Origin of the sequence: Paraburkholderia sp. (genome assembly GCF_026225065.1) — a bacterium.
Classification (GTDB): Bacteria; Pseudomonadota; Gammaproteobacteria; order Burkholderiales; family Burkholderiaceae; genus Paraburkholderia.
Genome location: NZ_JAMFSB010000094.1, coordinates 1 through 11,614 on the forward strand (window position 1 = coordinate 1; position 11,614 = coordinate 11,614).

Annotated in this window: 10 protein-coding genes and 1 pseudogene; 3 read left to right on the forward strand and 8 right to left on the reverse strand. The window is 60.9% G+C overall.

Features of this window, described 5'->3' with window-relative positions; all coding sequences use genetic code 11:
• Window positions 1–222: 222 nt before the first annotated feature.
• The 4 genes from M0954_RS07205 to M0954_RS07220 form a co-directional block, all read right to left on the reverse strand.
• Window positions 223–852 (reverse strand): N-acyl homoserine lactonase family protein, encoded by a 630-nt coding sequence (locus M0954_RS07205; protein ID WP_297352371.1) that lies wholly within the window; start codon window positions 850–852, stop codon window positions 223–225.
• Entirely contained in the window at window positions 785–1,396 is a 612-nt protein-coding gene (locus M0954_RS07210) for a hypothetical protein (RefSeq protein WP_297352375.1), read from the reverse strand. Before M0954_RS07210 ends, M0954_RS07205 begins: the two co-directional genes overlap by 68 nt.
• Before the next feature lie 496 nt (window positions 1,397–1,892).
• Window positions 1,893–2,393: a GNAT family N-acetyltransferase gene (locus tag M0954_RS07215; protein ID WP_297352365.1), complete on the reverse strand. Its 501-nt coding sequence runs from the start codon at window positions 2,391–2,393 to the stop codon at window positions 1,893–1,895.
• A 336-nt stretch (window positions 2,394–2,729) separates the two neighbouring features.
• On the reverse strand, window positions 2,730–3,500 hold the full coding sequence (locus M0954_RS07220) for an SDR family oxidoreductase (RefSeq protein WP_122158738.1): 771 nt from the start codon (window positions 3,498–3,500) through the stop codon (window positions 2,730–2,732).
• A gap of 109 nt (window positions 3,501–3,609) precedes the next feature.
• Between M0954_RS07220 and M0954_RS07225 the strand changes: the two genes are divergently transcribed.
• Both M0954_RS07225 and M0954_RS07230 read left to right on the forward strand, forming a co-directional pair.
• Window positions 3,610–4,017, forward strand: coding sequence for a helix-turn-helix domain-containing protein (locus tag M0954_RS07225; protein WP_122158737.1), 408 nt, complete (start codon window positions 3,610–3,612; stop codon window positions 4,015–4,017).
• Window positions 4,014–4,805: a PhnD/SsuA/transferrin family substrate-binding protein gene (locus tag M0954_RS07230; RefSeq protein WP_123387518.1), complete on the forward strand. Its 792-nt coding sequence runs from the start codon at window positions 4,014–4,016 to the stop codon at window positions 4,803–4,805. Before M0954_RS07225 ends, M0954_RS07230 begins: the two co-directional genes overlap by 4 nt.
• A gap of 21 nt (window positions 4,806–4,826) precedes the next feature.
• Here M0954_RS07230 and M0954_RS07235 read toward each other — a convergent pair whose 3' ends face one another.
• The 4 genes and pseudogenes from M0954_RS07235 to M0954_RS07250 all read right to left on the reverse strand — a co-directional run bounded on the left by M0954_RS07235 (window position 4,827) and on the right by M0954_RS07250 (window position 10,619).
• The gene (locus tag M0954_RS07235) at window positions 4,827–6,848 is read right to left on the reverse strand and encodes an acetyl/propionyl/methylcrotonyl-CoA carboxylase subunit alpha (RefSeq protein ID WP_297352367.1); all 2,022 of its coding nucleotides are present in this window, start codon (window positions 6,846–6,848) and stop codon (window positions 4,827–4,829) included.
• 81 nt (window positions 6,849–6,929) lie between these two features.
• Window positions 6,930–7,715 (reverse strand): annotated as a pseudogene (locus M0954_RS07240) (enoyl-CoA hydratase/isomerase family protein).
• 33 nt (window positions 7,716–7,748) lie between these two features.
• Window positions 7,749–9,356 (reverse strand): carboxyl transferase domain-containing protein, encoded by a 1,608-nt coding sequence (locus M0954_RS07245; protein ID WP_297352369.1) that lies wholly within the window; start codon window positions 9,354–9,356, stop codon window positions 7,749–7,751.
• A gap of 81 nt (window positions 9,357–9,437) precedes the next feature.
• A complete protein-coding gene (locus M0954_RS07250) occupies window positions 9,438–10,619 on the reverse strand; it encodes an isovaleryl-CoA dehydrogenase (RefSeq protein WP_122158732.1) in 1,182 nt (393 codons plus the stop codon).
• 210 nt (window positions 10,620–10,829) lie between these two features.
• On the opposite strand from M0954_RS07250, the gene M0954_RS07255 reads away from it, so the two are divergent.
• On the forward strand, window positions 10,830–11,570 hold the full coding sequence (locus M0954_RS07255; RefSeq protein ID WP_297352373.1) for a TetR/AcrR family transcriptional regulator: 741 nt from the start codon (window positions 10,830–10,832) through the stop codon (window positions 11,568–11,570).
• The last annotated feature ends 44 nt before the right edge of the window (window positions 11,571–11,614 follow it).

Here is an 11,614-nt window from a genome sequence, read left to right on the forward strand (position 1 = left end):
GACTCACCGGCTTCATACCGTCGTCTCCTTGTCGTTGTCGGTTCTCCAAGAATGCAAGAGGAAAGCGCTCAAGTGCACTGGTTTCCTCCTCCATTTTTGTAACTGCCTATTTCGCCGCCCGTTTTCCTGCAAATGCCCGTTGAGCGGATAAGCGGTCAGGAGACACAGATAAAGCGATGCATGGAAAGGCAATCAAGCTACGAAATTCCGTAGATCTGCGTATCAATCAATCCAGCGCGGCGCGTGAGCAAGGGTCGCGGACTGCGCCATGTCGTGATTGATCCAGAGTTCTGCACGCTCGTCGAGGACCAGCTTATCCACGTAGTTAATCGACTCGACGGATTTGGGCTTGTCGAAGTTGAACAGCGGCACCCGGCGACAACAGAAATTTTTATGAAAATGTGCAACGTCGCCACTCAACACCACCGGCCAATGATTCGCAAGACGGACCAGAAGCGATTGGTGACCTGGCGTATAGCCGGGCGTTGCATGAATGACCACAGAGCCGTCACCAAAAACATCGTGTTTGCCATTCAACAGCTTCATCGGGTTTTGACGCATGGTGTTATAAAGCTCGGGCAGAAAGCCGAGCTGCGAAGTATTCGGGCCAAACATCGCGTCGTATTCGAGGCGCTGCACATACCACGTCGCACGCGGAAAGTAGCGGCTGTTGCCCACGTGATCGAAGTGCGCATGCGAAAAATCAATGTGCGTGACCTGATCGGGTGATATGCCGATCTCGTCAAACTGTGACGCGAGCGTTTTCGTTACGATGCCGCGCACGTCATGCGCCATGACCTTTCCACCAGCAATATCGATCATGGAATCGTCCAGTCCGCAGTCCCAAAGCATGTAGTCGTCGCCGTGCGCGATCAGATAGGCATTGTTGCTGAAGACTGCGGATTTTCCGACGTTCACGCCTGGTGACCATTGAGAGATGTCTGTGACATGGGCCTCGCCGCCATCGAATATCGTCAGGCGGTCGACCGATGCTGCCGCAGGCGTTCGCATATTTTGCGAACAACGGGGGGCGCACCGGAATGGCGGTTTCGGTTTCCGCGGCATGCTGGCGGTAGTCGAAGCCGACGCAGATGATCTTCTCGGGTCGGGTGACGAGAGGCGCAAACCGCACTTCATGCTCGGCTACAACAATGGCTGAGCCGGGATGCAGTACCAGCGCTTCCATCACGGCGTGGAGTTGTCCGGCAAGCTCGGCTTGCAGCAGGTCGTCGAGACCCCTTGGTGCCGGCAGTCCTAGTGCTGCCCCGCTAGCCGTGACATTGACGATGCCAGCCGGCGTCTCGATGCCCAGCGCGTATCCCGACGAGGTGCTCAGATTGGCAAGTCTGGCCTCAATGCCTGCAACTTCCACGCGTGTGTTTTTCGATGCCGTCATGCGGAATCTCCGAAGGGGTAAGCATTGCCAACGCGGCGCCGTGCCACGCTGGATTCAATGCAAGGCTATCGTGGCCCGGATACGGCGTCTTGCAAGATGTTGACGTCCGCCGACTCTATCGGCTGACGGCCCCTGATAACACGACGCCGTGAGCATCCATGCGCCCGTGGATAGCATGTGGGTTTCACCGCTGCACGAATGACGGCGTACGAAAACGCACAAAGAAGACGAGATGAATATTTCATACGATTCATTCGGCTCTTTGCGGCATCGTCGGCTTGATCGTGATGGGTACTCTATGAGCTTCGTCGAAGCGACTATCAGCAGCAATCGCAACGGCCTCTTAAGCTCAATTAAACATTGCTTAAAATAATACCGTCGGCAAAGGATCTGTCAATTACTTCGAAAGTCATCGATACGCCGCACTCTCCGGCCCATTACTCGCGAGGTAGTTGAGCCGTTGAGCGCCGTCGACGTGATGGCCAGGCAGTACCGCTCACACCAGAGGCAATCTATAAAAGAGCGTATCGATCTCGGCCGCAAACTGCTCAGTCGGGAGCTCACTACGTGGCACCTTCTGAAAACCATTTTTTTCGTAAAACCGCTGTGCAGCGACGGTTAGTTCGATGGTGCCGAGGCATAGAGATTTTGCGCCGCTCTGACGAGCGTGCTGCACGAGATGGTCCAGAAGAAATTGCGCCGTGCCTATCGTGGTGCCGCGAAATTCCTTGAGGACGTAGAACCTTTTCACCGCAATCAACCCGTCGCCAAGGTCTTTCAGGCACGCCGTACCGACCACCCGATTATCGCTGATCGCAATCCAGAAGCCGCTGGCGCCTCCCTGATAAGCGTGAGCCAGATCGCCCAGGTCATTCTCTGCGCGAGGGTCGTCATGAATGTCGAATTCCGCCCAGACTTGCGAAATGAGCGACCAGACCTCGCTTTCCCGGGACTGGGAGAATCGTTCGATCTGAACAACAGGGATATCTGGTCTCATAGGCTTAAGCTCTATCTATCGCGACACTGCCGCTTTCCAGCCTGATCCCGCTCCGCAACCGGGCGAGCACTTCTGATTTTATACACCTATTGCGCCCAGTCGGTCGACATGGTCACATAACGTCTGTCACCCACCGATTACTCTGTCTCCGCAAGTTGAGCTGGGTATTGCCGGAACGGCCTCGCGATCGGCAAGGGGACGTCTCGGCGGCGGCTGCGACACAATCGACGGCTTGGCAGGCAAGCGGCTTGCGCAAAGCCGCGCCCGATCTTCAAGATCGACAATGCTCAACCGGTCGCATAGCGAATGGTTGAGCACAGCGGGATGCGTCAGGTTCTAGCTGCCAGCGAAGTGATCGTTCAGTCCTGCAAACTGCTTTGCATAACCTTCACGTCCCTGCTCTGCCGCAAAGCGCAGAGGCAGCACACGCTTGACCAGCACTTCGTGCGCGTCAGGCTGCGACTCCAGAATCGACATGACTTCGTCGATAAACTCCGCGAGCGGCATCGCATTGGGGTCACTGGCCTGTTGCTCGCCCATCAGTTCGGTCTGCACGTAAGGTGGTGCAATTTCGACAACATCCACACCCGTACCCTTGAACTGATAGCGCAGCGACTCGCTAAACGAGTGGATCGCCGCCTTGGTGGCGCTGTACGTCGGCGTGATGGCGAGCGGCAGGAATGCCAGTCCCGACGACACGTTCAGCACAGTCGACTTCGCCTGCTTGCGTAGCAGCGGCAACAGTGCCGCAGTGAGACGAATCGGAGCGAGCAGATTCGTGGCGATCGTCACCTCGGCGATACTGGTATTCACCTCGGCCGCACGCCAGTCCTCGGGCTGCATGATGCCTGCGTTGTTGAGAAGTGCATTCAACGTGGGATAGTCGCGGGCGACCTGCACCGCAAAGCGGGCGATGTCTTGCGGATCCGTGAGGTCCAGCGTGGCTGTCTCGATGCCCGGATTGGCCTCGCGCACGGCATCGAGCGCGGCCTGCCGGCGCCCCGCGACGATGACCTTGTTGCCACGGCGATGAAACGCTTCCGCGAGCGCGCGCCCGATGCCCGAACCGCCGCCGGTGATCAGAATCGTGTTTCCGCTAATTTGCATGACTGTTCTCCTGTATGAGGTTGTGCTAGCGTATGGCAAGCACTCTCATTCGGGAAGTAGGCCCCGGTTTGTGTGGTACGAACATCAATGTGCGTAATGTGGATTCTCAATGGCGAACGGCAAAAAAGAAAGTCGACGGGTCGTATTCAAGTCGGGGAGCGGACACACGTCCACGGCGGAACTCGACGCACTCGTGCTCGACGTCCTCGGCCGCGTGGCGGACAAATGGACCATGTGCGTCCTTGAGGTGCTCGATCAGAATGGCGTAGTGCGCTTTACGCGCGTCGGCGAACTGGTTGGCTCGATCAGCCAAAGAATGTTGACGAAGACGTTGCGGCAAATGGAGGCCGACGGGCTCTTGTCGCGCACCGTGCATCCAGAGGTTCCGCCGCGCGTCGAATACGCGTTGACCGAACTGGGAACGAGCCTGTGTGCCGCGTTCTGCGAAGTTTGGCAATGGGCCGAAAGGCACGAACCGGAACTACGCGAATTGCGCAAGAAAAGAGATGCTTCATGAACCGGATCGCCGCACTCCCGATGTACAACGTCACGCCCGCGCTCGCCGCCGAGTGGCGCGCGTTGCTGGCTGACGTTTTAAAGGCGGTGGACCCGTATGCCTCGCTGATCGACCCGGGCGACGATCTGCATACCCTGTGGCGCCGCTCCGACCTGCTGATCTCGCAGACCTGCGGCTATCCGCTTGTCAGCGGTTTGCAGCGTCACGTTCAATTGATTGCGACACCACAGTTCGACGCGCCAGGCTGCGCGGGCGCAGACTACTCGAGCGTACTGATCACGCGAGCGAACGCACCGTTCGACTCTCTCGAAGCATGCCGCGGCGCACGCGCGGCCTACAACCAGGACGATTCGAATAGCGGCATGAATGTATTCCGGCACGCGGTAGCGCCGCTTGCAAAGGATGGACGATTCTTCAGCGAAGTCATCCGCACCGGTTCGCACCTCGGCTCACTGCGAGCGGTGGCGGAAAGCCGCGCGGACGTCGCCGCAATCGACTGCGTCACCTTCGCGTTCGTATGCGACGAGTTGCCCGACCTCGCGCAGCAGGTTCGGACGATAGGCTGGACAGCCACGTCGCCGGGTTTGCCGCTGATTGCGCCAAACGATGTGCCGCCGAGCACGGTCGAGTCACTGCGCGCCGCGCTGGACGACGCCCTCGCCTCACAACCCATGCGCGCGAAGCGACTGCGCCTCAAGGGATTTGCACACCTGTCGCTAAGCGACTATGCGCGAATCACTCAAATGGAACACGAGGCGTGGGCCTTGGGCTATCCGCGCCTCGACTGAGCAACCTTGGCGGTGCTTAAATCAACCGACGTCGAGCACCAGCAACTGCGCGCCGTCCGCAACCTGATCGCCCACCGAGTACAGCACCTCCGACACCGTGCCGGCCGCCGGTGCACCGATGGTGTGCTCCATCTTCATGGCCTCCATGACAATCAGCGGCGTGCCTTTCTCGACCACCGTACCCGGTTCGACCAGCACGGCGATCACCTTGCCGGGCATCGGCGCGGTGAGGCGTCCCTCTCCATGTTCGGCATCTGCCGCATGCGCGAGCAGGTTTTGCCACTCGAAGGCCAGCGCCTCGCCTAGACAGAACACATGGAACACATCGCCGTCCACGAACACGCGTCCCGTGACGTGCGAATCGCCAATCGTCGCGCCGAACTCATGCGCACCCGTTCCGCTCCACCACGTAAAGCCGTCGCGCTGACTGTCATGCTCCAACGTCTGCACGCCGCCATCGCGAGCAAACGTCACCGCGAACGCGCTTTCGTCTTCGACATCGCGCCATGCCAGGGTCTGCGTATAGCCGCCGTTTAGCCGCCAATGCGACAGCGCATCCCACGGCGATGCCCCATGCGCCGTACCGCCTTCACGCGTCAGCAAGGCCGCACAGGCCAGCGCCACGGCCTCACGGAACGGCTTTTTAACCGGCGCAAACAACGCGGCGTGATGCCGCTCGATCAGGCCCGTATCGAGATCGCCGCTCGAAAACGGCTCACTGTTGACGATACGCTGCAAAAACTCGACATTGGTATATGGGCCGACCACCTCGCAGGCACGCAGCGCCCGGCTCATCCGCGCCAGCGCCTCCGCACGTGTCGCTCCGTGGACGATCAGCTTCGCGATCATCGGGTCGTAAAACGGTGTGATCGTGTCGCCTTCGCGTACGCCGCTATCGATCCGCACCGCAGCGCGCGAACCAGGCACACCAGGCGAGCCGACCGTGAATTCGACGCCTTCGGGCATGCGCAGATGCTTGAGCGTGCCCGTCGACGGCAGGAAGCCGCGCGCCGGATGCTCGGCGTAGATACGCGCTTCGATGGCATGGCCTTCGAGTTTCAGTTGCGTCTGCGTCAGCGGCAACGGCTCGCCGGACGCTACGCGCAGTTGCCATTCCACCAGATCGAGGCCCGTGACCATCTCGGTGACGGGGTGCTCGACCTGCAGGCGCGTATTCATCTCCATGAAGTAGAAATTACTCGCGCCAGTCATAATGAATTCAACCGTGCCCGCGCCGACATAGTTCACCGCACGCGCCGCCGCGACCGCCGCCTCGCCCATCGCGCGCCGCAATTCGGCGGTAAGACCTGGCGCCGGCGCTTCTTCCAGCACCTTCTGGTGCCGGCGCTGCACCGAACAATCGCGATCGAACAGATACACCGTGCCGCCCTGCTGATCCGCGAACACCTGCACTTCGACGTGGCGCGGCCGCGTCAAATACTTTTCGATCAGCACGCGATCATTGCCGAAGCTGCTTGCGGCCTCGCGCTTGCACGACGCAAGCGCCGCCGCGAAGTCTTCGCTACGCTCGACCACGCGCATACCTTTTCCGCCACCACCAGCGCTCGCTTTGAGCAGCACCGGGTAACCGATCGCATCCGCCTCGCGGAGCAGCAGTTTGGCATCCTGATCGTCGCCGTGGTAGCCCGGCACCAGCGGCACGGCCGCAGCATGCATCAACGCTTTGGCAGCCGCTTTCGAGCCCATTGCGGCAATCGCTTCGACCGGCGGTCCGATGAACGCAATGCCTGCGGCTGCGCACGCCTGCGCGAAATCCTCGTTCTCCGACAGGAAGCCGTAGCCCGGATGCACCGCTTGTGCGCCGGTTGCGCGCGCCGCCGCGATGATGCGCTCGAAACGCAGATAGCTCTCTGCCGCAGTCGCGCCGCCGATATGCACCGCTTCATCGCACGCCGCGACGTGTTTCGCGTTGGCGTCCGCATCGGAATACACCCCCACGCTCGCAATGCCGAGACGCTTGCAGGTTGCAGCGACCCGGCAGGCAATCTCGCCGCGGTTGGCGATCAGAATCTTGTTGAACATGAGGTGTCTCGATGAGGTGTCCTGTTCAGGACCGTTGTTCTGCGGGTAATCGTGGCGTCTGGTGGCATCATGCCCAAGGCCTCATGTGCGCCACGACGGCGTGCGCTTTTCGAGGAATGACGCCACCCCTTCTCGGCCTTCCGCGCTGGCGCGTACACGCGCGATACGCGAGGCCGTGTCTGCGATCAGTGTTTCATCCAGTTCATGTCCCGCGATATCCTGCACGAGCTGCTTGCAGGCTCGCACGGCGTGCGGGCCGTTAGCGCACAGCGTTTCAACCAGTTGCTGCACCGTGGCGTCGAGCTGCGCTTCGCTCACGGCTTCGCTGACGAGACCAAGACGCAGCGCCGTCGCGCAGTCGAACAGTTCGGCGGTGACGAAGTAGCGCCGCGAGGCCTGTTCGCCAAGCGCGCGAATCACATACGGTGCGATGGTGGCGGGGATCAGGCCGAGGCGCGCTTCGGAGAGGCAGAAACGTGCCGTGTCCAGCGCCACGACCATGTCGCAGGCGCAGATCAGGCCCATGCCGCCCGCGTACGCATCACCGCTGACGCGAGCGATCACCGGCTTGTTGCAGCGATAAATCGCCGACAGCATGGCGGCGAGACGCATCGCGTCGGCACGGTTCTCCTCGTCGGATTAGCCGGCCATCTTCTTCATCCAGTTCAGATCCGCGCCTGCGCAGAACGCCTTGCCGTTGGCCGTCAGCACAACCGCTCGCACGTCGTCGCGCTCGTCGAGTGCCTGGAACGCCGCGGTCACTTCGGCAATCATCGTTTCGTTGAACGCGTTGCGCACGTCAGGGCGGTTCAACGTGACCGTCGCGACCTGGCCGGCTATCGTCAGAATCAAAGTTTCGTATTGCATATCGATTCGCTCCTTCGCTCGGGGCCTGCGGCGTTACATCCTGAACACGCCGAAACGCGTGTCTTCGATCGGTGCATTCATCGTCGCTGAGAGTCCCAGGCCGAGCACATCGCGAGTCTGCGCGGGGTCGATCACGCCGTCGTCCCACAAGCGCGCACTCGCATAGTACGGGTGCCCTTGATGCTCGTATTGCTCGCGGATCGGCTGCTTGAACGCCTCTTCATCCTCGACGCTCCATGTGCCGCCCTTGCTTTCGATGCCGTCGCGCTTGACGGTGGCCAGCACGGACGCCGCCTGATCGCCGCCCATCACCGAGATGCGCGCGTTCGGCCACATCCACAGGAAACGCGGCGAATACGCACGGCCGCACATGCCGTAGTTGCCCGCGCCGAACGAGCCGCCGATGATCACGGTAAATTTCGGCACCTTGGCCGTCGCGACGGCCGTCACCATCTTCGCGCCATTGCGCGCGATACCTTCGTTTTCGTACTTGCGTCCCACCATGAAGCCGGTGATGTTCTGCAGAAACACGAGCGGAACCTTGCGCTGGCAGCACAACTCGATAAAGTGCGCGCCCTTGAGGGCCGACTCCGAAAACAGAATGCCGTTATTGGCGATGATGCCGACCGGATGGCCCCATATATGCGCGAAACCGGTGACAAGCGTGGTGCCGTAGCGAGCCTTGAATTCGTCGAAGGCGGAGTCGTCGACGATACGCGCGATTACCTCGCGGATATCGAACGGCTTGCGCGTATCAACCGGGATCACGCCATAGATGCTCTGCGCGTCGTAGCGCGGCGGCTTCGGTTCCTGTAGCGCCACCGGTACCTGCTTCGTGCGGTTCAGATTGCCGACGATGCTGCGCGCAATCCCCAGCGCATGCGCGTCGTTCTGCGCCAGATGATCGACCACGCCTGACAGGCGCGTATGCACGTCGCCGCCGCCGAGGTCTTCCGCGCTCACCACTTCGCCGGTCGCGGCTTTCACCAGCGGAGGGCCGCCGAGAAAAATGGTCCCTTGATTCTTGACGATGATCGACTCATCGCTCATCGCCGGCACGTAAGCGCCGCCCGCCGTGCACGAACCCATCACCACCGCAATCTGCGGAATACCGGCCGCGGACAGATTCGCCTGGTTGTAAAAGATGCGCCCAAAGTGATCGCGATCGGGGAACACGTCATCCTGATTCGGCAGGTTGGCACCGCCCGAATCCACCAGATACACGCACGGCAGATGGTTTTCCGCGGCAATCTCCTGCGCCCGCACATGCTTCTTCACGGTGACCGGATAGTACGTACCGCCCTTCACGGTGGCGTCGTTGCAGACAATCACGCATTCCTGTCCGGCGATGCGGCCAATGCCGGTGATCACACCAGCGCCTGGCGCATCGCCGTTATACATACCGAACGCTGCCAGTTGCGACAGTTCCAGAAATGGCGTGCCCGGGTCGAGCAGTTGAGCGATGCGGTCACGCGGCAGCAGCTTGCCGCGTCCCACATGCTTGTCGCGCGCCGCCTGGCCGCCGCCCAGCGCAAGTTTCCCGACTTTGGCGCGCAGGTCGGCGACCAGCGCCTCGAGCGCGGCCGTGTTGTTGCGGAAGTCGTCCGAGCGGGGATTCAGCTTTGTTTCGATGATCGGCATTGCTTGGCTCTCCTGAGCGCCGCTGTTCTATTCGCCGCCTGAATGAGCCAGGCGGGCTGAGTGGCAACCGGGTGGCACAGGTCAGGCCGTTTCCGCAAACAGTTCGCGGCCGATCAGCATACGGCGGATCTCGCTGGTGCCCGCGCCGATCTCATAGAGCTTCGCATCGCGCCACAGACGGCCCACCGGATACTCGTTGATGTAGCCGTTGCCGCCGAGGATCTGGATCGCTTCGCCGGCCATCCACGTGGCCTTTTCAGCGGTATAGAGAATCACGCCGGCGCAGTCCTTGCGCATCTGGCGAACGTGTTCGGAACCCATCGTGTCGAGTTGACGACCCACCGCGTACAGATACGCGCGGCAAGCCTGCAGCGTGGTGTACAGATCGGCCACCTTGCCTTGTATCAGCTGGAATTCGCCGATCGACTGACCGAACTGCTTGCGGTCATGAATATACGGAACCACCGAGTCCATCACCGCGACCATGATGCCGGTCGGGCCGCCTGCCAGCACGGCGCGCTCGTAGTCGAGCCCGCTCATCAAAACCTTCACGCCACCGTTCAATTGCCCGAGGATGTTTTCTTCCGGCACTTCGACGTTCTCGAACACCAGTTCACCGGTGTGCGAACCGCGCATGCCGAGCTTGTCGAGCTTCTGCGCCACCGAGAAGCCCTTCATGCCCTTCTCGACGATAAACGCTGTGATGCCGCGTGGGCCGGCTTCAAGATCGGTTTTCGCATAGACCACCAGCGTGTCGCAATCCGGGCCGTTGGTGATCCACATCTTGGTGCCGTTCAGCACATAGTGGTCGCCCTTCTTGTCCGCACGCAGCTTCATGCTGACCACGTCCGAGCCGGCGTTCGGCTCGCTCATGGCGAGTGCGCCGACATGCTCGCCGGACACGAGTTTCGGCAAGTACTTCTGCTTTTGCGCCTCGGTGCCGTTACGGTGAATCTGGTTCACGCAAAGGTTCGAATGCGCGCCGTACGATAGCCCCACCGAAGCCGATGCCCGCGAGATTTCCTCCATGGCGATCATATGTGCCGTGTAGCCCATATTGGCGCCGCCGTATTCCTCCGACACGGTCATGCCGAGCACACCCAGGTCGCCGAACTTCTTCCACAGGTCCATCGGGAACTGGTCGGTGCGGTCGATTTCAGCGGCGCGCGGCGCGATTTCTTTCGCCGCAAAACCCGCGAGGCTGTCACGCAGCATCTCGATCTCTTCACCGAGCGGGAATTGCAGACCGGGCAGGTTACTCATTGCAGTGTCTCCAGGAATTCGTGGGCATTAGCGAATTTCACGCTAGATTTACGTATACGTCAATAGGTATTTTTGAGTGATACTCAGATATGATCAAGGGACATCGAAGCCCCGTTCTAGCGTGATAAACTCGCCTACACCGGCAGCCGCCAAGGCTTAAAACTGAACTGGACTCATATGATGGCCGCACCGAAGCCCGCACCGACCGCCATGGCGGGGGCCACTGCGAAGGCAGAGGCCCTCGTATCGCGCCGCCAGCCAGCAGGGCGCAAATCGCAGCAACGCGTGAAGGAAATCCTGCAGGCCGGCCGCGACGTGTTCTCGGAAAAGGGTTACGAGCGCGCCACCACGGCCGAGATTGCGCAACGGCTCGGTATCTCCGAGGCCACGGTGTTCAGTTATTTCCGCGGCAAGCGCGAGTTGTGCGCACGGGTGATCGGCGACTGGTACGACGAAATCATCGATGCAATTGAAACCGGCTTGCCGCGCGACGGCAGCGTGCGGCAGCAATTCGCGTTCATTGTGCGGATGCATCTTCGTTTGATGCTGGTGAACGGCACGGATCTGTGCGCGCTGGTGCTCTCCGAGGGATGCGCGCGGCATCACGAGCTGAGCGAAGCGTTGACCGATCTGCAACGGCGCTACACCGCGCCATTGATGCGTGTCCTCGCCCACGGCCAGGAAACCGGCCAGATTCGCGCGGATATGCCGTTAAGGCTGCTGCGCTCGATGGTGTTTGGACCGATGGAGCACGTGCTGTGGGATGCGACGCTTGCCAATCGCCGTACGGATATCGAAGCCACCGCCGACAGTCTGATCGATGTGCTGTGGGCGGCGCTGCAACCGCCCGATACCGCGCTGGCCGCCTTGGTGCAGTTCCGTCATGAGGTGGGTGAAGCGAGCCGGCGGCTGGAACAGGCGGAAGCAGCGCATAAGGCCGCCAGCGCTTAGGAACGCGCGACGCTTACACCGGCGCCACGCCCACATAGTTCTCC

Excerpts from the sequence above, each read along its gene's own strand:
- M0954_RS07205 (WP_297352371.1), bottom strand. The coding sequence starts at position 852 with ATGCTTTGGGACTGCGGACTGGACGATTCCATGATCGATATTGCTGGT.
- M0954_RS07210 (WP_297352375.1), bottom strand. The coding sequence starts at position 1,396 with ATGACGGCATCGAAAAACACACGCGTGGAAGTTGCAGGCATTGAGGCC.
- M0954_RS07215 (WP_297352365.1), bottom strand. The coding sequence starts at position 2,393 with ATGAGACCAGATATCCCTGTTGTTCAGATCGAACGATTCTCCCAGTCC.
- M0954_RS07220 (WP_122158738.1), bottom strand. The coding sequence starts at position 3,500 with ATGCAAATTAGCGGAAACACGATTCTGATCACCGGCGGCGGTTCGGGC.
- M0954_RS07225 (WP_122158737.1), top strand. The coding sequence starts at position 3,610 with ATGGCGAACGGCAAAAAAGAAAGTCGACGGGTCGTATTCAAGTCGGGG.
- M0954_RS07230 (WP_123387518.1), top strand. The coding sequence starts at position 4,014 with ATGAACCGGATCGCCGCACTCCCGATGTACAACGTCACGCCCGCGCTC.
- M0954_RS07235 (WP_297352367.1), bottom strand. The coding sequence starts at position 6,848 with ATGTTCAACAAGATTCTGATCGCCAACCGCGGCGAGATTGCCTGCCGG.
- M0954_RS07245 (WP_297352369.1), bottom strand. The coding sequence starts at position 9,356 with ATGCCGATCATCGAAACAAAGCTGAATCCCCGCTCGGACGACTTCCGC.
- M0954_RS07250 (WP_122158732.1), bottom strand. The coding sequence starts at position 10,619 with ATGAGTAACCTGCCCGGTCTGCAATTCCCGCTCGGTGAAGAGATCGAG.
- M0954_RS07255 (WP_297352373.1), top strand. The coding sequence starts at position 10,830 with ATGGCGGGGGCCACTGCGAAGGCAGAGGCCCTCGTATCGCGCCGCCAG.